Source organism: Candidatus Eisenbacteria bacterium, assembly GCA_018831195.1.
Lineage (GTDB): Bacteria > Eisenbacteria > RBG-16-71-46 > CAIMUX01 > JAHJDP01 > JAHJDP01.
In genome coordinates, this window is record JAHJDP010000061.1 from 25,903 (window position 1) to 49,781 (window position 23,879).

The following is a 23,879-nucleotide window of genomic DNA, read 5'->3' on the forward strand; positions in this document are numbered from 1 at the left end:
GGCCCCATCACCTTTAGGTTAGGTCGCGTTCAGCACATTCGCAAGACTGAAAGCCGGATTATTTCCGCGTCAGCCGGCTGAAGAAGAGCACGGCTAAGAACGACAGGACAAAAGCGGGGACCAGGGAATAAAGTTGCGACGAAAGGAGACTGTTGTCCCAGAGGATGACACTCACGAATCCGACCACCATCCCGGCCAAAACGCCGTTTCTCGTGGTCCCTTTCCACCAGAGAGAGAGCAGGAGGGCCGGACCGAAAGCCGCGCCCAATCCGCCCCAGGCGAAGAGCACCTTGTCAAAGATCGATCGCGGCAATTGGGAAAGGGCGATGGCGACAATCCCAACAATCAGCGTGATGAATCGTGAAACTTGGACCAAATGCTTCTGACTGGCTTTGGGTCGGATGGACTGATGATAGATATCTTCAGCCACCGCCGATGTGGTGACGAGGAGCTGGGAATCGGCCGTGGACATCATCGCCGCCAGGGCGCCGCAGATGAGGATACCCGCCAGCCATGCCGGGAAGACATCCATGGCCAGCGCCGGCATCATCTTTTCCGGATCATCGAAGGCCCCGCCGCCGTAGTACGCCAGGGCGACCAATCCCATCATCACGGCTCCGCCATAGGCGAGGATAGCCCAGGTCAACGCAATCGTCCGGGCTTTAGGAACGCTCTTGTGGCTCCGGAGGCTCATGTAGCGCACCAAGAGATGCGGTTGCCCCAGATATCCCATGCCGACGCCGAAACCTCCGAGGATCCCGCTCAGGAGGCGCCAACCACTACGGCCGCCGGAGAGGGTCAGGAATTGCGGTTCCATCGCCGTAATCTTCGCGGCGCATCCGTCCCATCCGCCCAATCCTATAAAGGTCGCGAGGGGCAGGGCGACCAAAGTGAATAACATGATCCAGCCCTGTATAAAATCAGTCCAGGCGACAGCGAAAAATCCGCCCATCAATGTATAAAAGACGATGATCGCCGCACCGACAAAAACACCACTGAGGTGGCTCCACCCGAATGTCTGCTGGAGTGACTTCCCGGCGGCGTCGAATTGCGCGCCGATATAAAACGCAAAACAGAAGGAGATGATCCCGGTGGCGACAAGCCGGATCATGGGATCGTTCGTTCCAAATTTAAGTTCAAAGAAGCGGGGGAGAGTCAGAGCGCCCAATCTTTCACTTTCCCGGCGGAGACGGGAGGCGATAAGGAGCCAGGAAGCGGCGATCCCGCACACGCCGCCCACCGCGGTCCAAAAGGCGGGCTCCAATTTCCGGCCGGAGGGATCGCCGAGACCGCTGGCGTAGGCCAGGCCCGTGAGACCGAGAAGCATCCAGCCGCTTTCGCCCGAGGCCCGTTCTGAAAAGGCGACAACCCAGGGACCCAGGCGCCGGCCGGCGAGGAGGAAATCGGGCAATGTCTTTGTTTTGCGGGCGGAAAGGATGCCGACAACGAAAATGAGGAGCAGATAAACGACAAATCCAATGGCAACCGGTGTCATGGTTGTAAGTTTCCCTCCATCTCATCTTGGAAAAGACGGTTCAAATCTGCAGGAACCGTAACGAGAGGAGAGGGGTGGGTCAAGGTTGGGATTGCGGCGTGGGATGATGATGCCTCAGCGGAAAAAGAATGGGGACGAAGCGTGTCGTCCCCATCAAGAAAGCTTTTGTTAAAGCTATTGGATCGTATGGAAGCAGCGCCCCGATCTAATCCGAACCTCCACCATGAGGGTCCCTATCGTCATCTTCAGAATGACCCGGGCCACCGGATGGGGGAGAACTGCCCGGCCGGCTCCCGGCAGGGTCATGTTCCGTGGCGTCAACGGGACCTCCGTCCCAAATAAAGGCCAAGGGGGCCGTTCGCGAGCTTTCGAGTCCGGCGGCATTGATGGCCGTGATCCGGAAGGAATAGTCCGCTTGCTCCACCGGGTTGGGAAAAAGATAGGTTGTCCGCGAGATGGGTGCTGAGGTCAATTTGTCGTAGTAGAGGTTGCCGTTGGTTGAGACGTAGACCAAATAACCCACGACATCCAGATCGGGACTCGGATTCCAACTCAGTTTCACTCCGGACGCCGTCGCCTTAGCGATCGTCAGTCCATAAGGAGCTACCGGCGGGGCGGGATCTTCAGGAACGGTGGGAGATGATGCCTCATCATTCCCGCAGCCGACCATGACGAGCAGAATCGCCGCTAGAACCAGGAGAGAAACAGAGAATTTGCCAAGTCGTGAGACCAACATCTTTCGTCCTCCTCATCAAAGAATAAACCCGAATTCGCTACGCCTGCCCGCGCTCCAAACAAAAGGAAACTTGCCTGGCAGCCCCAAATATCGGGAATGGGGGGGCTGATCTTGAGTCGAATGATCGGATGTTCGCCGTCGAGGTGGAGAAAACCGGTGGGATCTCCTTTCGTAGCTGTTTGAGACACAGTAGAATAGCCTGATAACTCGGTACTCGAAGAGGAGAAACCGCTTGTGAGACTCCGAACCCTGGCCGGGGAGGGGTTTTCCCAGAATCTGATCAAGGGTTCACGGTTCTGCGGAATGGCCGCCCCGATCACCGATCCGTCCGATCTGGAAGCGATGATTGCGAGGGCCCGGGCCGACTGGCCACAGGCCAATCATCACACCTATGCTTATCGTCTCCGGGATGCCTCGGGCCAGATCCTCTATCGATCATCGGATGACGGGGAGCCGGGGGGGACCGCCGGGCGGCCGATCTATACGATTCTCGACTCACAAGAGCTGACCGGCGCCGGAATCGTGGTCAGCCGGATTTTTGGCGGCGTCAAATTGGGCACGGGGGGGCTTGTGAGGGCTTACGGCGGCACCGCTCGTGATGCGGTTCAGAACGCCGGAATCATAGAGCGCCCGATCTTTCTTCCCTTTCGCATCCGGTGCTCGACCGAGCAGCTGGGCTTGATCGAGGCCGGTCTTCATAGAAAAGGCTGGAATGTGCAAGCCCGGGCGGTTGAAGGAGCGTCGGCCTTTTTAACAATATCCCTGCCGGATGAAGAGAAGGAACCGCTCCAGGCCTGGTTGTCCGAGGTGACCTCCGGCCGGGGCGTGCTTGAGATGTTGCCGGATTGAGGCTCTCTCCCGCGTTCTAGAAGCTCTCGGAAGGTGACGGGCGGATCCCGAAATGTCCGTCGCGAAAATCTTCCAGGATCTGTTGATGATCGAAGGCGAGCGAAGCGGGCAAATCGTCCAGAGAAAAGATCTCGGCCTTCTCCGCATCATCGGCGCCCTGGGGGCGTCCCTGCGCCCGGGCGGCGAAAATCGTCGAGATGACATGTCGGCGGGGATCTCTTGCGGGATCAGAATAGGTGTGGATCTGCCGGAGATGGGTGATCTTCAAACCGGTTTCTTCCAGCGCCTCCCGGGCGCAAGCCTCTTCGAGCGATTCGCCGACATCGACAAATCCGCCCGGCAAAGCCCACCCAAGCGGCTCAAAGCGCCGGTATACCAGAACAATCTTGCGGTATCCGATTTCAATCAGCGCGTCAACCGTCGGCAGTGGAAAGGGAAAATCGCAGGTCACAAAACCACAAGACGGGCAATGAAATTCCATCAGACCCCCTTTATCCATTCCGGATCTAGTAGATCGGAAATCCTGAAAAGGGGCGCAAACGGCAGGCCGGCGTCGGCCAGGGCCTGGGCGGCGCCCTGCTCCCGGTCCAAGATGGCCGTCGCGCCGACGATCACGGCCCCGGCTTCCCGAATCGGTTCCAGGACCTTAATGAGGCTGCCCCCGCTGGTCACGACATCGTCCAGTACCACCACCCGATCCCCGGATTCAAGGTTTCCCTCAACGGCGCGCCCCGTGCCGTGGTCTTTCGCCTTGGACCGTACCATAAAGGTTCGCAGCGGATGGCCCAGCTGATGGGATAGGAGGGCCATCGAGCCCGCCAGGGGATCGGCGCCGAGGGTCGGCCCGCCGGCCGCGTCGGGCTTCCAACGCTTCATAAGATCGAGAAGGAGGAAGGTCGCATAGTAGGCGCCCGCCGGATGGGTTGTCGTCCGGCGAAGATCGACGTAGTAGTTGCTTTCCGCTCCTGATGCGAGAATAAAGCGCCCGGTCTTCAGCGATTGCCGGCGGATGACGTCCAGCAGGGAGGCCCTGGCTTCATCCACGGAAAGGGATCTTGGATTCCTGGAGTTGTTTGTCGAGGTCATGTGCGCAGACTAGAAAAGGAGAAGCTCCCGGTCAAGGCAAGCTGCTTGTGGCCCAAAAGACGGAGGAAAGGGCGAAGCCCCGTGAGGGTACGGGGCTTCGGTCGGCCCCCGGTGCCATGGGAGACAAGGCTCGGGGAGGGAGCCTGGCCGGGGGCGGGGGTTTCTGGTTCGCCTAGCGGTCGCCGGGGTCATGATCTCCATCTTCATGGTGCCCACCGGGAGTCTCTCCACCGACAGGGCCGCCGGGAGTCGGGTCACCACCGTCGCGGGGAGGGCGATCGGCATGGCCGTCATCACGAGAGCTTTCGAAGGGTCCGCCGTCCCATCGAATTCTGAAAGGCGATGAGCTTTCACTTTCAAATCCGAATCGGTTCACAGCGCTGACCTTGAAGTAATATTCCGTATCAGGTTTTGGATTGTTAAAGACATATGAAGAGCTTGTCACGGGTGTGCCGGTCAGTTTTACATAGGCATTGCTACGGCCTGGATCAGGATCGTAGGTATAAATCTCATAACCAATGACATCCAGATCCGGACTGCTCTCCCAATTCAACCGTAGGCCGTCTTCTGTAACCTTGACCAGTGTCAGGCCGGATGGGGTCGTGGGTGGAGCGGGGTCGGGAGCATTGGCTTGGGGAGATGCGCCATCATCATTTCCGCAGCCGGTTGCGGCCACTGTTAGGGCGGCGAATGTGATCAGAAGCGGAAAGAATCCGGCGTGGCGTGTGGATAACATATTCATCCTCCTCAAAGGAATAGGGTGGGGATTATCGGACCCCAAAATCATTTTTGGTTTGGACGACCGATCACTCGTTAAGGCAAACACCGTGCCGATTTCCGGCCGATGACAGGTTCTTGCGCCTCATTTTCGTTGGGTGGCTGGAATGTCAGGATTGACTTCAAGTTATGAGGATTGGGATGATGATCGAATTCTCCCCGGCCGGAGATCGACCGGTGGCCCCGAGTGGAACCGAATGGCGGAATGCCATGGGAAGGGGTGGGAAGACTGCATATTGCATCGGCGATTCGGATCATTTTGGATGGAGGAATCTTATGTGGAGGTCATGGCCAAGAAACCTGCTGAGCTGCAGCGCCGAGCGGCTTCTCCCGATCCTGTTCCTTCTCTTCACCTTTCAGAGCGTTTCAACCTCCGCGACCGATCCCGCGACCGATCCCGCACCGGAGCTCCAAGCGCCGAACTGGAATCCGCCACTGGATCTCCCACTGCTTCTGACCTCCACCTTTGGAGAGTATCGCGCGGGACATTTCCACGCCGGAATCGACCTCAGCACCGGGGGTGAGATCGGCGCTTCTGTGCGGGCCGTGGCCGCCGGCCGGATCGTACGCTTGCGCGCCTCGGGCTTGGGTTATGGCCGGGCGCTTTATCTCGAAACGGAATCCGGTTTTCTTGCCGTCTATGCCCATCTTCATCGTTTCTCCCCAAAAATCGAGAGCGTACTCATAGAGGCGCAGCGCCGCCGGGGGGAGTATGAGGCTGACATCAATCTTGATCGGGGGATTCCCGTCGATCGAGGGGAGATCATCGCCTGGTCCGGTGAGACAGGCGCCGGGCCACCCCACTTGCACTTTGAATTGCGCAAAGACGGGGTTCCCATAAATCCGCTTCTGTTGGGGATGACGGTCTCCGACCCGGATCCGCCGCAGCTTGTCTCGATCCGCCTGTTCTCTCTGGATTCGGGTGGGTCCATTGACGGATATCCGAGTCGTTTGATCAAAATCCCATCGAAGGCCGAGATGCCTCCCATCCCGGTTTGGGGGGAAGTGGGGTTTCAACTTGAGATTTTGGACCGGGCGGGATCGGGCAGCGGACGGCTGGTTCCCCTCTCCCTCGAGATCAAGATTGTACATCCCTCCGCAGACGATCGGCTTCTGGCCCGCCGGTCTTTCAAGGAGGCCTCTTTTGAGCGGACGCGGGAGGTCGAGCGGGTTTTTCGCTCCGAAGCCGAAACAACACTTCCTGAAGTGAGAATGTTCCTGGAAGCTGAATCAAGGCCCGATCCGGCATGGGATGGGCTGTCGAGGGGGGTTCTCACCGCGGCGGGAGAGGATTCGGAGAGAATCGACATAGAGATTGAACTGACGGATGCGGCGGGCGGCGGGTCAACATACAGACTCACTCTTATACAAAAGCGACCCTCCGGCTGGATAACATTTCTAGCGGATCCGAGGGACCCGGGCCGCTCCCTTCTCGGCGAGTGGAGCGGAGCCGTTCCACCCCGCCGGCTTCTTCTGCGGGATCCCCTGGAGGCATCTCATCCAATGGAGGCCTCGGCAGCGGCCGGTTCATGGTGGCGCTTGTCGCCTTCCGAACTCACGGCGATGCCGGATGGGGAATGGCGTCTTGTAAGTTCCGATGACGGATGGGTTGAGGGTCCGGACCGGTGGCGGGAAAGAGAGGCTTGGTTCCCCTGGGCGGACGATCGTCAACCGGGCGGCGTCGCCCTCGAGCCTTCATCAGCCGGTCTCGTCATCTGGCTGGATCCCCCCGCAAAGATGGCGCAGCCTCCACGATTGAGACTGCTTCCCACGCAGGGGGGTGGATCGCGGCGGCTTTTCCATCCGACGGCCGAGGGGCGCTGGTGGGCGGCATTGCCCCACGGGGAGTTGGCGGAGCTCATCGGTGGTCCGGAAGAATCGCCGGGAGCGCTTGAAATCGCCTGGGGGAAGCCCGGAAGCGAGGGTCTTCCCGTCGATTTGGCTGGTTTCATTCTGGTCGATCCAAAAGCCGCCGGCCATGGATTCCTGCCGGGGGCCTCGATTGAAATCGACTGGCCGGCTCAAGCTGTCTATGCGCCGGTCCTTTTGCGCCTCTCTGCGGAAGAGGCGCCTGAATCAATGCTATGGAGCAGCGGGGATCCCTTTCCCTCTGTTTCACTGCCGGTGAGGGGGCCTCTGCTCGATCTTCAGCCTTATGATGAACCCCTCGCATCCACCCTGACCGCGAGGATGAGGCTTGAGGAAGGGGAGACGGAGACTGAGGTGGAGGCTTTTGGGATCTATCGAAAGGTTATGAAGGATTGGAGGAAGGTCGATTCCCTGCATCTTCAGCCGGATGGTTCCCTGACGGCCGAGATCGACCATCTGGGCCTCCTGGCCATCCTGAAGGATACGGCGCCCCCATGGATTATGAGGCCGGATCCACCGGACGGGGCTCGATTGAAAGGCTCGCCGGCGCTTCTTAGGGTCAAGACCGCCGATGCCGGTCTGGGATTCCGCCCGGAGGATGCGGACATGTGGCTGGATGGACGGCCGGTTCTCGCCCGTTACGACCCCGATGCCGACGCATTGCTCTGGGAACCCGAGGTGCTGCTCGGAGCAGGGCGGCATGTGTGGGTGGTGGCAGTGCGGGATCGGGCCGGCCTCGTATCAAAAAGGGAATTTTCATTCCTTGTGGAGGACCTCTAGCTCGTCCAGGATATGGGGATGGAGGAAGGTAGATGACAGCGGGTGAGAAGCCGAAGTCCAGCCATTCAACCCCGCGGCCGGGTGATTTGGGATGGCTCGAATTCGAAAAGCCGATTCTAGAACTCGAACGACGGATCGAAGATCTGCGGGCCTTCGCCAACCAGGAATCGATTGAAGTTTCAGATGAGCTTAAACGCCTTGAGAGAAAGGTCGATCGGCTTCGCAAAGATATCTATTCCTCGCTGACCCGGTGGCAGCGGGTTCAGTTGGCCCGGCATCCACGCCGGCCTTTTACATTGGATTATATAAAACGGCTCTTTACGGATTTTGTTGAACTCCACGGCGATCGGCTTTTCCGGGATGATCGGGCGATTGTTTGCGGCTGGGCCCGCTTTCAAGGGGAACCGGTGATTGTGCTGGGGCAGCAGAAGGGGCGCAATATGAAGGAGAATCTCCTTTATAACTTCGGCATGCCCCACCCCGAAGGATATCGGAAAGCCCTCCGGCTGATGAAAATGGCCGCGAAATTCCGCATTCCGATTATTACGCTCATTGATACTCCGGGAGCCTACCCGGGTATCGGCGCGGAGGAAAGGGGGCAGGCGGAGGCGATTGCCCGGAATATTCTGGAGATGAGCCGTCTACCCGTACCGATCGTTTGCGCCATCATCGGAGAAGGCGGCAGCGGCGGCGCACTGGCCCTGGCGGTGGGGGATGAAATCCTAATGATGGAGAACGCCGTCTACTCCGTCATCACACCGGAGGGGTGTGCCGCCATCCTCTGGAAGGATCGAGCCCATGCGAATAGAGCCGCTGAAGCCTTAAAGCTCACGGCCCCCGATCTCATGAAGTTTGGAATTATCGATGCCATTGTGCCGGAACCGCTTGGCGGGGCGCACCGCGACCCGGATGCAGTGGCCGCTGATCTCGGGCGGATGATCGCCGCATCTCTTTCCCGGTTGAAAGCCCTTGATCCCGAGACCCTTTTCCACAAACGCCAGGAGAAGTTTCTTGCCATGGGGGTCGTGGAGGAAGTTTGATGGCCCGGCCCCGAAGGGAACCGCGGAAGGATCCGCCGCCGTCCGGTGGAAGAGTGAGACCATGGATGCGGCGCCTCCAAGATTGGCGCCTGCTTGTCTTGGGTTTTGTGGTTCTTTATTTCATCTATATCGACAACCTCATGAAGGTCCGGCCGGATCATGCCTTTCTCTCTCTTCTCATCGTGGCCCTGGTTTTAAAGAATGCCAAACGATTCCTATTGGATTGGTCGCCCTTCATTCTGCTCTGGATCGCTTATGATTTTATGAGGGGGGTGGCCGATGATAATGCCGGAAGGATTCATATCCTGGGACCATATCTTTTCGAACGGCGTCTTTTTGAGCCCCTCTGCGGGAGTCTCACGCCAAATGATCTGCTTCTGCAGTTCCAGGCGGGGCTGGGGGACGCCCCCCTAAGACATGTGTTGGACAGCCTATCGAGCGGTTTCTATGCGATCCATATGGCCGCGCCGATCGTGCTGGCTTGGATATTTTGGAGTACGCTGAAGGATAGAGAGATATTCTACCGCTTTATGCTGACCCTATGCCTGACAACTTGGGTTTCCTACGCTACCTATTTTCTATATCCGGCGGCTCCGCCATGGTATGTCCGGGATTTTGGTTTTGTACAACCACAGGCGGCCTTCAAGGGATCCGGCGCCGGAAATCTCCTGCATACCGATAAATGGATCGGCATTCCTCTCTTTGAGTCGGTTTACAAACATATGAATCCGAATAAATTCGCGGCCATCCCAAGCCTGCACAGCGCCTTCCCGCTTCTGATCTATATTTACGGCCTTAAAAAGTTCGGGCGGCGTGGAATCATCCTGGCCTTATACCCGCTGGGCGTTTGGTGGAGCGCTGTTTACTTGGATCATCATTACGTCATTGATATCATCCTGGCGGTGCTCTATGTGGCCGCTTGTATGGTTGTCTCAGAAAAACTGATTTTCCCGGCGCTTTACGGGCGCAAAGGGATTTTCCGGAGGATACTCTGGAAGCAGGCGTCCCCTGATTAGGAAAGGAGAATAGCATGCCTTCCAAGGATGAGTTGGATGGGAATCTGGAATGGCGCACCGATGCCGCTCTTCGCCGCAAAGAGGGACTCACAAAAAGAACGCTGCAGATTCCGGTGAGTGAAGTGCCGGCTCGCGCGCCGATCATCGTCGATCCCGAGGCGACGGCCTTCGATGCCATCCTCAAGATGCAGGAGAATCATGTCGGTGCTGTTCTTGTACAAACGGAAGAAGGTGTCGGTATTCTTACCGAGAGGGATATCATCATGAAAATCCCGAGTAAGAAACGCCTCTTCAAGGATTGCGCTGTACGAGAAATCATGACGAAGAACGCTCTGACCCTGCACCGCGATGATACGATCGCCTTTGCTCTGAACTATATGGCGATCGGCGGATACCGCCATATACCCGTCGTGAATGATAAGAACGAGCCGGTGGGACAGTTGTCCATCAAAGATATCCTGCGCTATATTGTTGAGTTTTTTCCGGAAGCCGTTATCAGTCTCCCCCCGAAGCCGCAGAAGGACAGTATTCCCCGCTATGGGGGCTAGACGCCCTGCCCGGGCGGCTGTTCTGATTCGAGAGGCTGGATGGAAGGGATATCATCAAACTGCATATCGTGGAGGCGTTTGTACAGGCCGCCTTCCTCCATCAGGGATGTGTGTGTCCCTGTTTGCGCCACCCGCCCCTGATCAATAACCAGAATCTTGTCGGCGCTCCTAATCGTCGATAAGCGATGGGCAATGACGATGGCGGTGCGATTTTTCAGAAGATGCGTGATGGCGTCTTGCACAAAACGCTCGCTCTCGGTATCGAGCGCGGAAGTGGCTTCGTCCAGAATGAGGATGGGTGGATTTTTTAAGAGAGCCCGGGCGATCGAGAGGCGCTGCCTCTGGCCGACCGATAAACCGATTCCCCGTTCGCCGATCACGGTGTCATATCCTTCCGGCAGCTCAGTTATAAATTCATGAGCATGCGCGGCATGGCAGACATTCTCGATCTCTTCCCGGGCCGCCTCGTGACGCCCGAATGAAATATTCCTCAGAATCGAATCGTGAAAGAGGACCGTTTCTTGGGTGACGAGGCCGAGCAGCCTGCGCAATTGCATTAAATCGACCTCGCGCAAATCGATTCCGTCGATGGTGAGACGCCCCTGAACAGGATCGTAGAATCGGGGGATCAGATCAACCAAGGTGGTCTTCCCGGCGCCGCTGGGACCGACGAGGGCGAGGACCTCGCCGCGGCGGATTTCCATCGTGATGTTGTGCAGAACCGGTCTCTCCGGCTTGTAGGCGAAGGTCACATTCTCGTACCGGATCGAATCTTTAAAACTATGCAGCTGTTTTGGGTGGGAGGGCCGTTTGACCGAGGGTTCTTCATCCAAAATAAAAAAGATGCGGGTTGCCGCCGCCAGTCCCTGTTGAATACTCATGTTGACCTGGCTGAGGACCTTAATGGGCTGCATCATGCTGAGCATACCGACAAGGAAAAGGAGAAACCGGCCGGTCCCCCCCGCACCCGATTCAATGAGGGGTTTGCCGGCGACCCACAAGATCGCCACCGCCACGGTGACGCCGAGGACCTCGGTCAGGGGGGAATGGAGGCTCCCCAGGCGGGTCATCCTTATCAACGTTCGCGCATAATCCTGTGTTTCCAGCCGGAAACGCCGGACGACCTCGCCTTCGAGATTGAAAGCTTTGACAATACGGACGCCCTGAAGACTTTCGGAAAGAATGGAAGTCATCCTCGCCATTTTCTCCTGGCTGATGCGGCTGGCGCGGCGGAGATAGTGTCCGATCCGGTCGATGAGCCAAAGATTCGGTGGAAGCACCAATCCGGCGACGAGAAAAAGGCGCCAGGAGGCGAGGAGCACGGCCAACAGATAGGCGGCCAGGAGAAAAGACTGGCGGATAAGCTGGGCAAATCCGTTGGCGATGGCTCCCTTCACAAGTTCCACATCACTTGTGATGCGAGCGATCAGAAGTCCGGAGTGGGTCGAATCGAAGTAGTCCAGGCTGAGACGCTGGTAATGATCGTATAATTTGTTTCGAATGTCGCGGATCACTAATTGTTCAACACGTACAATCAGATAACTCTGCGCATACAAGAACAGGTTTTTCAAAAGAAAAACAATGATGAGGGCGATACAAAACCGGTGAAGCGTATCGATCCGGTCCCGGCCCCTGATCATTCCGTAAAATCGTCCGACGAGCTTATCGCGCAGCGACCCTCCAGAAGAGAAATTATCCGACAGACTGGGTTTGGGCTTCGCGGCGGCAACATCTTCGGAAAGGGGCGCTTGGGCCGCCGCTTCCACCGCGGGATCCGGGCCGATCTCAGTCGGGTCCTTTCCCGATAGGACGATCTCACTGAAGGGAACAATCATGGCGATCGAAAAGCCGCTGAAGGCGGCCAGCAGCAACATGAAAAAGACCGCAGCAATGAGATTTCCCAAATGAGGGCTGAGGAACCGCAGAAGACGGCCGTAGAGACGAAGGAATTCCAGCGGAGATAATTTCTCGGCGGGATGTTTCTGTTGGTTCCCCTTCACCGGACGGCCCCTTCCGTATGGCGCGGGCGGGATCCGGTCTCGAGGACCGCATCCAGGATCTTTTCAAGGGCCCAGGCGACTTGAGCCTCCGGTTCAGAATTCAGAAGGGTCTCCGAAGGTTGATCGAGACGCGGGGAGAGTTCCTTTGGGAGAGAGGGCCAGGTTCCTCGATCCAGATGGCGCGCGGAGTTGGATCCCAAGATGAGGATCTGGTGGTCGGCGCCGATCGGGGCGTACCGCCGGGGATCCGAGGAGCGGAAAATCGCTGTAACCGGCGTGCCGACCGCGGCGGAGAGATGCATGACGCCGCTATCGCAACCGATGAACCGATCGACCTTGGCGAGAGTCTGGCCGAATTCCTTGATCGGCATGGGAGGAAGGGTGAAATAGGATCGATCGCCGGATTCCGGCCAGGCGGGAGCGTCAGGTCCCTGAGCGACCCAGAGATCAAATCCGCTGGAAGCCAATCCCTTCCCGAGCTCCTGGAAGGCGGGCAGACTCCAACCCTTCAATCCCCGGCCTCCCGTGTGGATGAGAAAACGGCGATGGCCGGCTCTCTGCCTGATCCGTTCGTCCATGGATCGCATGAGGGGCCCTTCACCGACGCTCAGGTTCAATGAAGGGGATTTCAAAATGGGAAGGCAACCGCGGATTAAGAGTGAGAGATCGAGGAGCTCCCTTACGGCGTGAAGCCCCTCATCGGGAAGGGGTAGGGAGTGGGTCAGGGCAGAGCGGCTCCTGGGATGGTCATAACCGATGCGCCGCCGGGCATGAGACCAGGCCAGGAGAAGAGAACCGCTGAAGGAGGTCGCCCCCGGGAAGGGTGTGCTGAGGGCGAGGTCCCAGGAGACGCGGCGGAGAGCGGCGAGTGTCCGCATCCCATCCTCGGGATTTAAAATCTCATCAACTCGTGGATCGCCTTCCAAGATCGAACTGAATCGATCTCCGGCGACAAGGGTGATGCGGGCCCGCGGCGCGGCATACCGGAGGGTTTCCAGCAGGGGCATCATGAGAATGAGGTTTCCGAGACGGTTGTCGGGACGGAGAACCAGGATGTGGCTCAGATCATCCGGATCGATCTCCTGCTCGAGATGGGATACGGAACCGGTCAGTAGGAGACGGCTGAGAGGTCCCTGAAGCGACCCCTTGATCCAGCGGCGGCAACGCTTCCAGACCCTCGTCATCGATCCCGTCCTTTCGCTGGGCTGCATCCTGGGGATAACCCTTTGCGGACCAGACCGCGGTGATGCCCATCCCCAAGACAAACCATAGAGCCGCAACCGGCTCCTCGTCGGTAAAGTAGCATTGACCCCCGCCGGCCACAAGAAACCCCACGATGACGGCGAGACCACCCCATGCGAGGCCGCGAACACGCGCTGGGGCGGCGAGACCTTCCTTGAGACCCCTCCAGAGCCGGATCCATAACCAGGCAAAGGCGACGAGACCCGCGATGCCGCTATGAACGGCTATGTTGAGGAGATCGTTGTGGGGATGAATGGTGCTCATATATCCCCCGGGTAATTTGTATAAGGGGAAATGTGTTTTATAGGCTCCAAGCCCGGCTCCGAAGATGGGAAAGTCGGCCCAGATTTTCAAGGCGGTCCGCCATAGCCGGATGCGCGGCAGATCCGAGAACTGGAGGAACCCCTGGGCCCGATCGGCGACCCCGGGAAGAAGAAGGGCCAAGCCGGCGAGGACGATCATCGCGGCGAGACCGAGCAGGAATCGGCGCCGCCCCAGCCCCCAGAGGAGGACGCTCGAGCCGGCGAGAAAACCCACCCAGGCCGTGCGGGCCGCGGAGGTGAGCAGGCCGGCTCCGGAGGCGAGGGCTAGGAACCAAGCCCATCGACGGATCCGGCCGGGGGGGCCGTACAGCGCGAGACCCAGGGCGAGAAGGGTGGCGACAAGATGCACCCCACCATAGGTCAGGTGGCCGCCAAGATTGCCAATGGCGATATAAGTGCCGGCCGCTAAGGCTTCGAGCCCCTCGCCATGATAGAGATCCATCCCGGAGAAGAACTGCCAGAGGCCATAGAGACCACTAAGTGCGGCCATGCCGAGGAAGACCCAAAGAGGCAGCCAGGGCCGGGGTGATCGGAGAAAGAGAAGGACAAAGAGGGGAAGGATCAAGACGGGAAGATCCCCGCGAAGACAGGTGAAGGAGCGATAGATATGCTGTGATGTGACGATCGCAAAGATCTGCACCGCAAAATAGAAGATCAGGACGGGGGCCAATCCGCCCAACGCGGGGCCGATATCCCGCGGGGGAGAGCCGCCCCATTTCCGGCGAAATATCGGACTCAGAATGAGACCGAGCAGACCTAACCCCAAAGATGTCTGTGCAATAGCGATTCCGGCGAAGCTGCCGATAGCAAAACCGATCAGGGGAATCGATGTCCAGTGAAATCCATGATCGGAGTGGGCCGTTTCCATCCTCATCCTCAGGTTTTCTCTCCCTAAGCGGCGGAAAGCCTTAAAAGGACCCCTCATTGACCCGTGGGGTATACCTTGATAACGTAAGTGGGTTCAGGCATTGCGGTTTGCGGCCGAATTCGAACCTATACCGATCCTGCATAAAGATTCTCTGTGCCGCAATGGCTGATTGGACTCCGTCCTTGGGAGAGATCCAATGTGGAAAGGGGATGCCATGCTTTCGAAAGAGCTTTTGGATATTCTGGTTTGTCCTAAATGTAAGGGCGAACTGGAATATAAAAGATCGGATGACCAATTGATCTGTCACGCCTGCCGCCTCATTTATGCCGTCCGCGAGGATATCCCGATCATGCTCATCGATGAAGCGCAACCCCTCGACGGATCATCGGAGTGACCTTTCCGCATGAAAAATAGATCTCGCTCGTCGCGTCCTGTTTTACAAGACTGCGGTGGGAGAAATGGACACATCACATTGGGTGTCTCAATGAAACGTCGATTCAAGCAGGGTCGGATTCTCTTTCTCGCTCTTTCGGCCATCCTGCTCCTAGCGGTGAAAGCGCCCCAGGAGGGATTTTCGAAAGAAGCTCGATCGATTGTGGAGGCGCGGACACAAATCCTGTCCCATGGCGACCGCTATCTTGATATTGTTTTGCAATTTCCGCAGGCGGTCATCGATACCGTTGATCAAGAGGGAGAAGATTTCCACCGGCCGACGCTGCCCGGATGGACGGTATCCGACCGGCTGGGGGAACCGGCGATTCCGAAGAAAACATTCTATGTCGCGCTTCCGCCCGGCGGTGGGTACCAGATTGACTATTCTACTGAAAGAGAGGATCAACTCACGGGCATCAATATTCCCGAGGTTTCGAATGTGGCCTCTTTGATTTCTTGGCGGGGTGCGGGCTCATCCGAGGCGCCGGTCGTGATCGGTGAACCTTATTGGATCCGCTACCAGAGAGTCCTGCCGGTAACCGTTTCGCTCTGGCGTGCGGACGGATTATCGCGATCGTTTCATGCGATCCGGCAGCTGCGTCTTACTGTTTCAATGGAAGGGGGCGATGCGGTTTCAGTGGGCCGCCATCCGGTGAGTTCCGTTGGTGGCGCCCCCGGGGTTTCTGTTCTCAATCCCATCGAAGGACGGATGTGGCTGGCCGCCCCGCAGAAGGGGCTGAAGAGCCGCACATCGAATATTTTCAGTCTCACGGCAAATCCATGGTTGAAGATGAAGAGCGCCAAGCGAGGGATTTATCGGATTACTCATGATGCCGCCGCCGAGGCGGGATTTCCCGTGGAAGAAGTGGACCTCTCCAGTCTCCGTTGCTTTGCCGGCGATCAATTGCCGATGGCGCAGGATTTGAATGTAGAAGTCGATTCCCTCCCCGTCGCAATGAAGGAATGCGCCATCTTGGTGGAAGACGGCGGCGTGATCGGGGTTTGGGAAGAGAATGATGCCGTTCTCTTTCTGGCTAATGGACCCGATGGGTGGTATCAGGACCGCGGCGCGGAGAACCGCGGCATGGAGCATTATGCGCGGCATCCTTTATCGTCCTATGGCGCCTATTGGCTGACATGGGGAGGGCTTTTCGAGGGAGAGCCGGCCCGCATGGAGATGATTGAGGGAGATCCCGCCGGTGCGGCGGCGGGCGAAACGGCCGGGGCCCGCTTGCACCTGGAACGGAATACTTTTTACGAGCCACGGCAGAGGGATCCGGACGCCACATGGGAGAAGTTCTGGTATCAGCAGGCGCTCAGCAGCGTTAACAATTTCGAATTCGAAATCTACTTCAATGCCCCCGGCGCTGTCGAAGGGGCGGCCGCCCGGGTCCGAGCGCGCTATTGGGGCGCCAATTATCGCGATACGAATACCCTTCCCGATCATGTCCTTGTGGCCCGGCTCAATGATGTCCTGGTCGATTCGGTGTCGTGGGAAGCTTATGATCGAAAGGATATCGATCGAACGGTCACCGGGCTAAAAGCGCGCCAGAATAGATGGCACTACTATCCCCCCTATCTAAATGATCCAAGTGATCCCACCCGATCCGACAAATCCAATCTGGCCTGGATCGATGTCGATTACCTCCAGGCATTGGAAGCGGTGGATGATTCCCTCGAATTCTTCGGCCCCACGGAGATCGGCGTTCACGCCTTCCGGCTCACCGGTTTTTCCTCATCGGCGTCCCCGGCCATTTTTAATGCGACCGATCCCTGGAATCCCTATCAGATTTCGGGATCGTTGGAATCAAGCGGCGGCGGCCTAATGATCACCTTCGCCGATACCTCATCGGGGAGTACGGCTCCGCATTATGTCGCACTCGATCTCCAAGACAGCGCCACACCGATGGCTCTGGAAACGGTGAACCGGCAGGGAGATTGGATCCGCGAGATGGAGGGGCCGGTCGATGCGATCATTATCACCTATCGTGGTTTTGTATCCGCCGCCGAAGATCTTGCTGATTACCACAGGCAGCACTTTCCTGACCGTGATGATGCGGTGGTCGTGGTCAAGACGACCGATGAGATCTTCGATGAATTTTCCGCAGGCACAATGGATGTGGCGGCCATGCGGAATTTTCTCGAATATGCCTATGTGCATTGGGTGGATCCGGCAAATGAAACGAGGCGTCCCCTTTATGTCACCTTCCTCGGTGACGCTTATTATGATCCCAGGGATTATTTGAGAGAGGGCGGCGTTCTTCGAGTGCCGATTTACCTGGATTACTACGACTCTGCTTACGAATTCGATATTTATAATCCCCAGTATTCCTCAGATGATTGGTTCGTCTTATTTGACGGCCCCTCTGACAACGGGCTCGACATGATCACGGGACGGCTGCCGGTGAGGGATCTGACTCAGGCGAATGCGCTTGTACAAAAAGCAATTTCTTATGAGCAGGATGCGCCTCTCGATTGGTGGAAGACGCGTATCGGGCTGCTTGCCGATGATCGTTGCCAGGGCGTTGAGAGCGACAACCTCGGTTTTGCGCATCTGCGCCAGACCGAACAGATCGCCGATTCAATTCTTCCACAATGTTTTCATCCGGACAGGATTTATCTTTATGAATATGGCTGGCCGTATGACGGCGGCGAATGCCGTTTCCCGACCAAGCCGGAGGCGACGGAGGATCTGCTTTCACTTATCGCCGATGGCATTCTGGTGATGAATTATACGGGCCATGGGAGCGAAGGGCAGCTCGCCGATGAGCGTCTTCTTGAAACCTCCTTGGTTTCTGCGCTGGATAATGACGATCGTCCCTTTCTCTTTGTCAATGCCTCCTGTTCGGTGGGCAAGCATGACATCCCGGGCTACGGTCTCGGCGAATCACTCGTTCTTCGGTCCACCGGTGGCGCGATCGCGATGTTCGCCGCCTCATCCGTGGCCTCATCCGGCAGCAATGCTCAACTCAACAGAGCTCTCTTTAACCATATGTACCCAGACAAGTGTATAAGCGCGGTGCGGCCGGTCGGTGAAGCGGCGCGGCTCTCAAAATTGGAACAGGGTTCATCAGCCAACTCCAAACGCTATATTTTGCTCGGTGATCCCCTCATAACACTGGTTTCTCCACGCTATAAAATCGATCTCGAATGGATCGCGGCCGGGGACGCCGGACCGGATACCCTGATCCGCGGCGCCGCGGTGAGACTGGCTGGAGCGGTGAGGGATACAGCGGGTATCCTTTTAGACCAATTCAACGGATCGGTGAGTTTGCGCATCTATGATTCTGAAATCTCCCGCCATCCGAGCCTCTCTGTATATGATGATTACAATCTTCTCGGTGCGCCGATTTTCCGGGGGGATATGCCGGTATCCGGAGGGGAATTCATTCTAAATTTTATCGTTCCAAAATCTTTGCTTCTCGGCGACAGGGGCTGGGCAAAAGTTTTCGCCTATGCGCAGAATGGCGATGTCGACGCCGTCGGCTGCCGCTCGGAGATCTGGATCTCCGAAATTGAGGCGGCGCTGACGGATTCAGAGGGTCCTGAGATTGAATTAAGCTTGTCGTCGTCCGACAGCATCGCCATGCCGGGCGACGAATTTCATATTGCGCTCACAGATTCAAGCGGCATCAATATCACGGAACTGGTCGGCTCCCGTTCGGTCGTGCTCCGTTATAACGATTCGAGCGGGCGGCCCCTTGTGGTTGAGGATTTGGCCCAGCGCATCCATTTCAATGGAAATGCGTCGCAGGCGGAAGTCACCACCACCATTCCAGCCTCTCTCCCGTCGGGCAGAACGTATACGGCTGTTCTGCGCGCTTCTGATAATCTCAATAATCAATCTGAGGCCAGGCTTACTTTCCGCCTGATATCCGCCGGTGAGGAGCGTCTGACCCTGGGCCGTCTCTTCAATTTCCCCAATCCTTTCGAGGATGGGACCGGTTTTTTCTTGGAAGTCGCCCGGGAGGTCAATGTGGAGATTTCTATCTATACGGCCAGAGGGCGACGGATACGGAAAATGGAATGGTGGAATGAGGACCCGGGGGTGCTGTCCGAAAAGGGACTTTATTGGGATGGGCGTGATGCCGATGGAGACCGTCTTGCCAACGGCATATACTTCTATAGGGTACGGATTAATGATCCTCAAACGGGGGAATCGGTGACCCGAACGGAAAAATGTGCGGTTGTTAGATAGAATGGGAGATAGATAGGGAAAGTATGGACCTGGATGCGGTCGATAGTGTTATGGAGGCGTGGGATGCTTGAGGACCCAGGCCGAATCCGCTAGATTCAGTGGCCGAGGCGGAAAATAAAAAATCGGCCGGATATCGATAGGGGGGTTTGATGTCGCGACCTGTGGCATCGTGAGAATCGCCGCGGTCCCTGTTGCGAAGAGTGGAGGTCGTTCAATATGAGAATGGTGAAATTGTGTCTCGTCTTGTTTCTTGGTTTGGTTCTCAGCGCGGCAATGGGGTGGCTGGAACCAGCACAAGGACAGGGAACCGCCGCAGCGGCCTCCTTGTTAATTACACCGGGCGCCCGGGCGGATGCGATGGGGAGAGCCCATTCCGCCGTTGTAAATGATGCCACGGCGAATTGGTGGAACCCAGCGGCCCTGGGAATGATGGAAGATCGGATCTTCAGCCTCATGCATACCCAGCTGGTGCCCGATTTGGCCGATGATGTCTACTACGAATATCTCGGTTATGCGCAGCACCTCAAAGGGTGGGGCGGCATCGGTTTTAATATTATTTTCCTGAGCTACGGTACATCCCCAGAGGTTGATGATTTTGGAAATCCAGGAGATGATTTTTATTCTTTTGAAGTGTCTCCCGGAGTGTCGGCCGGCATTCGTCTTGTTAAAGATCTCTATGGCGGGGTGAGCTTGAAATTTGTGCATGTCGATCTCGCGCCCGAGGGGGCCGGCGGTATTGAAGGAGAAGGCAAGGGGAATACCTTTGCCGCCGATCTGGGCCTACTCTACAGGCCGACCAACACACCGGTGAGCCTCTCGGCTGTTGTGCAAAATCTTGGACCCAATATTGTTTTTCTCTCCAGTGACGACTCACAGCCGATCGGCCGAAACCTAAGGCTGGGATTGGGTCTTTATCTTATGGAAACAGAAGATATGGGAGTCTTGGCGTCATTCGACTTTAACAAATCGCTTGTCTATAGTAATGAGAAGCCGATTTATAATTGGGGTGCTGAATGGGCCTACCGCAACGTTCTCGCGTTGCGCGCCGGGTATATTCATGACAAGCAGGGTGAGATTATCGATCCGACCTTCGGATTCGGTCTGGCTTACCACAAATTCACTTTTGAATATGCCAGTGTTCCGCAAGCTGAAGGGCTGGACAGAGTCAGCAAGTTTTCCATCAATTACCGCTTCTAGGTTCTTCGGCACGGGGAGGAATTGGAGGGAGCGGAGATTGATTTTGGAGGAGCGCGTTGCGATTATTTCGAGCTTTTGGTGTCCTATTAGGGATTCTTTGCTTCATTCTTCCCCAGTCTATTCAATCGGGTCATAAGCCGAGGGGTGCCCCCATTCGGGCACTCCAGACGACATTCGGCGGATCCATTCCCCAAAACCCGCAGATGTTGCTTCCTGAACAGGGGAAAGCTCTTTTTGACAGAATGAGGGAGTTTCCCGGCCTTCTTAAAAGTTCAGCGGGTGAAGATCCCTACGGTTATTTTAGCCGGGATCATTCCGTCAGGGATAAGCTTGAGGAGATCCGGAGGGGCGATTGGAAGGCTCTAAATCGGCGGATATCCAATCCGGATAAGAGAATTGAAATCGATACGGTTAATGTCGTCGCTTTGCGGATAGATTTTTTAAAGGATTCAGCCGGGAACGAATCGACCACAGCCGACGGCGGGTTTGATCTACGATCCGCAGCAGAGGCGAAAGTACCCGTCGATCCACCGCCGCATAACAAGTCCTTCTTTGAATCTCATCTTGAAGCCCTGCGACGTTACTACTGGGCCCAATCCGGTCACAGTTTATGGATTGAATATGATGTCTTTCCAGCCGAAGAGGATTCAGCTTATCACCTTGATGATACGATAAATTACGGCCCCTGGGTCGTCAGCATCGATAATCCGGACCTTCTGACATTGGCGGAACGCTTCATCAAGGACGCGCTGGTCACAGCGGATACAACCGATGCCGATATCGATTTCAGCAAATACGACAGTTTCCTTCTTTTTCATGCGGGGCCGGATTTTCAGGGCGACATCAATTATGATACTTCCTATGATATTCCTTCATTCAATCTCTTCACCACGGAACCGATTGCTCTGGAAGACTCCACGGTCTTCGTTGACTTGATTATGGTGGTGCCCGAGACGGTATCACAGGATCGATTTATGGGCGCGCTCAACGGGGTCGTGACGCATGAGTTCGGCCATCAGTTGGGATTTCACGATTTATACAATATTTGGACATTCCTGCCGGAAGTTGGAATGTTCAGTTTGATGGATTCCGGTGACAATACCTATGGTGTGCTGCCCGATCCCTATCAAAACAATGAACTTGTTTTTGTCCGGGGCGCGATCCCCTCGAGTGTGGATCCCTGGCATAAATATCTCTTTTTCCAGGGTGACGCCGAGGGCCCCGGGGTGAGCTTCCGGGAGCTTGAAAGTCCGGGCGAGGAATCCCTCGATGCGGTTTTGGCATCGAATGAGATACTCCTGTTACCACTGAATTTGGAGGAATGGTATTTCATTGAGAATCGACCCTATGACCTGAATGGGGATGGCGCTGTGATCCTCCGCGCTGACTCGTTGACGGGGGTCATTCTTGGTCCCGATAGAGCTGAAGATTCGCCGGAAGATACCCTTGGTGCGCTTGAATATGATTATCTGCTGCCCGGCGGCGGCCTGCTGATTTGGCATATCGACTGGCAGGCGATCAACGACAATCTCAGATATCTTTACGGCGGGATCAATATCTTTCACGATCACCGCGGAGTTCAGGTTGTAGAGGCTGATGGTATCCCGGACCTTGGCGATCTATACAGCCCCGAGTGGACGGGTGGTCCTTATGACTACTGGTATAAGGGAGGTTTTCACCTCTTTGGACCTGACACGGAACCCTCGACCGAGAGCAGCCACGGCACGCCGACCTTTATATCCATGGACATTCTCGATCCGGCCGGCGTCACGATGCGCTTTCAATGGGAAAACGGCTGGACTCGTCCGCGGTGGCCCAAGGGCGTCGGCGGCTCATTGGGTTGGGGCGCTCTCGTCGCCCTTGATCTGGATCAGGATGGCGGCCCCCTGGATATCTTGGCCGGTGGGGATGGTCTTTTTGCCCTTACGGCCGACGGATTCAATCTGGCACGCGTTATGGGTGCTGATGGCATCGGCCGCTGGGCCCTATCCGAAGGGCCTTTGTCCGGCGCTCTCGCCTGGAATCCCGATTTTGTTTGGCCTGACGGTGCCCGAGGGCTGCTGGCCTCAAACAGCCTCGGGGGACAACTGCATCTGTGGGATCTCGCTGAGAAGAGCCCGCGCTTCGTCTGGCCGGATTCTTTTGTTGCAGCTCAGGAACCTCATATGATCACCGGCTCGCCCGTGATTCTCGACTCGATCGTTGTCGTCGGTGGGGAAGATGGTCGAATCAGAGGTTTTTGTCCGGGTCTTGAGCAGGCTCTCCTGTGGCGGCTTGAACCAGGGGGAGGGCCGATTACCGCTTTGGGCGCGGGGGATCTGGATGAAGATGGAAGCACCGAAATCTATTGGACAACAGAGAATGGACAAATCGGTGTCGCGCACGGATCACAAAACGCCTCCTTCGAGATTGCGGAGGGCTGGCCGGTTACGCCCGATCGCGAGAGAGGAATGGTTGATCTGATCGGTGCGGTGGCCCGTCCCGAGTATGGAGGGAAGGGTGATCCCGGGGGGCTTTGGGCCCTCGATTCGCGCGGCCGGCTCTACCGGTGGCCGATTGGGGCCGATGGCTCGAGGGTTGGGGAAGCGGGGGTCATTGATTTTGGTGAACCCCCCGCAGGATACCTGGCCATGGGTGATCTTGATGGCGATCAACAATTGGAACTCGTCATCCCCCTTGCTTCTGGAACGATCGCTGTTCGCGCTCTCGATGGAAGCCCTGAGAGCCATTTCCCACGCCAGATCTGGTCCGCGGATGATGATATTCCCGGTCCTCTGCATGCCCCACCCTTGATTTTACCGCCGGCCGGTGACGATATCGGGCTGATTTTCCAACCCAGACCGCGGGGCGAACTCTCCGCCATCGGCGCTGATGGCCGGCAGGCGTGGGGATGGCCCCAAACACTGGGGTATGAAGTCACGGGCGCCCTGTGGGTTGGTGACCTGGAGGGCGACGGAGATTTAGAGGTCGTCGTGGGAGATACAAGGGGCTGGATTACCCTCCTCGATGTCCCCCGAACGATCCCGGACAGCAGGAAGGGGGACTGGTGTACCCCGGGAGGGAACGCCATGAGAACGCGCTTCGTCGATGATTCGCGCATCCCCATTCCGGAGGCCGCCGGCGATGACCTGGTGAGTGGACCCGCCAAAATCTACCCGAATCCGGTCAGGAGCGGACAAGCCACCCTTGATATCCCCCTGACACAACCGGCCCACATTAAACTCGAAGCGCTTGATGCGGAGGGACGCAAGGTGGAGTCCTGGGAATGGACGGCAGCGGGCGCTCCCGACGGGGAACGTCTTCCCTTCGATGTGACGAATCTTGCGCCGGGGTTCTACCTCTGTCGCATTCAGGTTGAAGGAGCGTCGGGGTCGTATTCCACGCTGAAGAAGTTGGCTGTGGTCCGTTGATATGAGTCCGCGG

General features: G+C 57.1%; 17 protein-coding genes. 9 read left to right on the forward strand and 8 right to left on the reverse strand.

All coding sequences use genetic code 11. The features are described from left to right. Positions 1 to 58: 58 nt before the first annotated feature. Both KJ970_10800 and KJ970_10805 read right to left on the reverse strand, forming a co-directional pair. Positions 59 to 1,495, reverse strand: coding sequence for a sodium/proline symporter (locus KJ970_10800; protein ID MBU2691403.1), 1,437 nt, complete (start codon positions 1,493 to 1,495; stop codon positions 59 to 61). Between the two features lie 205 nt (positions 1,496 to 1,700). After that, complete coding sequence (locus KJ970_10805; GenBank protein MBU2691404.1) at positions 1,701 to 2,231, reverse strand: fibronectin type III domain-containing protein; 531 nt, start codon at positions 2,229 to 2,231, stop codon at positions 1,701 to 1,703. 234 nt (positions 2,232 to 2,465) lie between these two features. Between KJ970_10805 and KJ970_10810 the strand changes: the two genes are divergently transcribed. Further along, positions 2,466 to 3,080: an IMPACT family protein gene (locus tag KJ970_10810; protein ID MBU2691405.1), complete on the forward strand. Its 615-nt coding sequence runs from the start codon at positions 2,466 to 2,468 to the stop codon at positions 3,078 to 3,080. A gap of 16 nt (positions 3,081 to 3,096) precedes the next feature. Here KJ970_10810 and KJ970_10815 read toward each other — a convergent pair whose 3' ends face one another. The 3 genes from KJ970_10815 to KJ970_10825 form a co-directional block, all read right to left on the reverse strand. Then, positions 3,097 to 3,561 carry an NUDIX hydrolase gene (locus KJ970_10815; GenBank protein ID MBU2691406.1) on the reverse strand — a complete coding sequence of 155 codons (465 nt, stop codon included), beginning with the start codon at positions 3,559 to 3,561 and terminating at the stop codon, positions 3,097 to 3,099. Next, positions 3,561 to 4,124: an orotate phosphoribosyltransferase gene (gene pyrE, locus KJ970_10820; GenBank protein MBU2691407.1), complete on the reverse strand. Its 564-nt coding sequence runs from the start codon at positions 4,122 to 4,124 to the stop codon at positions 3,561 to 3,563. The genes KJ970_10815 and pyrE overlap by 1 nt, the downstream gene beginning before the upstream one ends. Before the next feature lie 214 nt (positions 4,125 to 4,338). Next, the gene (locus tag KJ970_10825; protein ID MBU2691408.1) at positions 4,339 to 4,902 is read right to left on the reverse strand and encodes a fibronectin type III domain-containing protein; all 564 of its coding nucleotides are present in this window, start codon (positions 4,900 to 4,902) and stop codon (positions 4,339 to 4,341) included. Positions 4,903 to 5,219: 317 nt separating this feature from the next. Between KJ970_10825 and KJ970_10830 the strand changes: the two genes are divergently transcribed. From KJ970_10830 to KJ970_10845, 4 genes are all read left to right on the forward strand, one after another. Next, complete coding sequence (locus KJ970_10830) at positions 5,220 to 7,592, forward strand: M23 family metallopeptidase (GenBank protein MBU2691409.1); 2,373 nt, start codon at positions 5,220 to 5,222, stop codon at positions 7,590 to 7,592. Between the two features lie 32 nt (positions 7,593 to 7,624). Then, positions 7,625 to 8,632, forward strand: a complete 1,008-nt coding sequence (locus KJ970_10835; protein MBU2691410.1) for an acetyl-CoA carboxylase carboxyltransferase subunit alpha — start codon at positions 7,625 to 7,627, stop codon at positions 8,630 to 8,632. A gap of 65 nt (positions 8,633 to 8,697) precedes the next feature. After that, positions 8,698 to 9,648: a phosphatase PAP2 family protein gene (locus KJ970_10840; GenBank protein MBU2691411.1), complete on the forward strand. Its 951-nt coding sequence runs from the start codon at positions 8,698 to 8,700 to the stop codon at positions 9,646 to 9,648. A gap of 14 nt (positions 9,649 to 9,662) precedes the next feature. Continuing rightward, on the forward strand, positions 9,663 to 10,196 hold the full coding sequence (locus KJ970_10845; protein MBU2691412.1) for a CBS domain-containing protein: 534 nt from the start codon (positions 9,663 to 9,665) through the stop codon (positions 10,194 to 10,196). On the opposite strand, the gene KJ970_10850 is transcribed toward KJ970_10845, so the two are convergent. From KJ970_10850 to KJ970_10860, 3 genes are read right to left on the reverse strand one after another with little or no spacing between them, the layout of a single operon-like run. Further along, on the reverse strand, positions 10,193 to 12,196 hold the full coding sequence (locus KJ970_10850) for an ABC transporter ATP-binding protein/permease (GenBank protein MBU2691413.1): 2,004 nt from the start codon (positions 12,194 to 12,196) through the stop codon (positions 10,193 to 10,195). The two genes, KJ970_10845 and KJ970_10850, sit on opposite strands and share 4 nt — an antisense overlap. Then, on the reverse strand, positions 12,193 to 13,380 hold the full coding sequence (locus tag KJ970_10855) for a glycosyltransferase family 9 protein (protein MBU2691414.1): 1,188 nt from the start codon (positions 13,378 to 13,380) through the stop codon (positions 12,193 to 12,195). The genes KJ970_10850 and KJ970_10855 overlap by 4 nt, the downstream gene beginning before the upstream one ends. Then, complete coding sequence (locus KJ970_10860; GenBank protein ID MBU2691415.1) at positions 13,262 to 14,635, reverse strand: O-antigen ligase family protein; 1,374 nt, start codon at positions 14,633 to 14,635, stop codon at positions 13,262 to 13,264. The genes KJ970_10855 and KJ970_10860 overlap by 119 nt, the downstream gene beginning before the upstream one ends. Positions 14,636 to 14,843: 208 nt before the next feature. Here KJ970_10860 and KJ970_10865 point away from each other — a divergent pair, with 208 nt between their 5' ends. The 4 genes from KJ970_10865 to KJ970_10880 all read left to right on the forward strand — a co-directional run bounded on the left by KJ970_10865 (position 14,844) and on the right by KJ970_10880 (position 23,866). After that, on the forward strand, positions 14,844 to 15,023 hold the full coding sequence (locus tag KJ970_10865) for a Trm112 family protein (GenBank protein MBU2691416.1): 180 nt from the start codon (positions 14,844 to 14,846) through the stop codon (positions 15,021 to 15,023). Positions 15,024 to 15,113: 90 nt separating this feature from the next. Then, positions 15,114 to 19,259 (forward strand): type IX secretion system sortase PorU, encoded by a 4,146-nt coding sequence (porU, locus tag KJ970_10870; protein ID MBU2691417.1) that lies wholly within the window; start codon positions 15,114 to 15,116, stop codon positions 19,257 to 19,259. Positions 19,260 to 19,475: 216 nt separating this feature from the next. After that, positions 19,476 to 20,456 (forward strand): PorV/PorQ family protein, encoded by a 981-nt coding sequence (locus tag KJ970_10875; GenBank protein ID MBU2691418.1) that lies wholly within the window; start codon positions 19,476 to 19,478, stop codon positions 20,454 to 20,456. A 242-nt stretch (positions 20,457 to 20,698) separates the two neighbouring features. Beyond that, positions 20,699 to 23,866 carry a hypothetical protein gene (locus KJ970_10880; GenBank protein MBU2691419.1) on the forward strand — a complete coding sequence of 1,056 codons (3,168 nt, stop codon included), beginning with the start codon at positions 20,699 to 20,701 and terminating at the stop codon, positions 23,864 to 23,866. The last annotated feature ends 13 nt before the right edge of the window (positions 23,867 to 23,879 follow it).

Coding starts and splice junctions, on each gene's coding strand:
- KJ970_10830 (MBU2691409.1), top strand. CDS start 5,220: ATGTGGAGGTCATGGCCAAGAAACCTGCTGAGCTGCAGCGCCGAGCGG.
- KJ970_10860 (MBU2691415.1), bottom strand. CDS start 14,635: ATGAGGATGGAAACGGCCCACTCCGATCATGGATTTCACTGGACATCG.
- KJ970_10845 (MBU2691412.1), top strand. CDS start 9,663: ATGCCTTCCAAGGATGAGTTGGATGGGAATCTGGAATGGCGCACCGAT.
- KJ970_10840 (MBU2691411.1), top strand. CDS start 8,698: ATGCGGCGCCTCCAAGATTGGCGCCTGCTTGTCTTGGGTTTTGTGGTT.
- KJ970_10875 (MBU2691418.1), top strand. CDS start 19,476: ATGAGAATGGTGAAATTGTGTCTCGTCTTGTTTCTTGGTTTGGTTCTC.
- KJ970_10825 (MBU2691408.1), bottom strand. CDS start 4,902: ATGTTATCCACACGCCACGCCGGATTCTTTCCGCTTCTGATCACATTC.
- KJ970_10865 (MBU2691416.1), top strand. CDS start 14,844: ATGCTTTCGAAAGAGCTTTTGGATATTCTGGTTTGTCCTAAATGTAAG.
- KJ970_10880 (MBU2691419.1), top strand. CDS start 20,699: ATGAGGGAGTTTCCCGGCCTTCTTAAAAGTTCAGCGGGTGAAGATCCC.
- KJ970_10800 (MBU2691403.1), bottom strand. CDS start 1,495: ATGACACCGGTTGCCATTGGATTTGTCGTTTATCTGCTCCTCATTTTC.
- KJ970_10835 (MBU2691410.1), top strand. CDS start 7,625: ATGACAGCGGGTGAGAAGCCGAAGTCCAGCCATTCAACCCCGCGGCCG.
- porU (MBU2691417.1), top strand. CDS start 15,114: ATGAAACGTCGATTCAAGCAGGGTCGGATTCTCTTTCTCGCTCTTTCG.
- KJ970_10815 (MBU2691406.1), bottom strand. CDS start 3,561: ATGGAATTTCATTGCCCGTCTTGTGGTTTTGTGACCTGCGATTTTCCC.
- KJ970_10855 (MBU2691414.1), bottom strand. CDS start 13,380: ATGACGAGGGTCTGGAAGCGTTGCCGCCGCTGGATCAAGGGGTCGCTT.
- KJ970_10805 (MBU2691404.1), bottom strand. CDS start 2,231: ATGTTGGTCTCACGACTTGGCAAATTCTCTGTTTCTCTCCTGGTTCTA.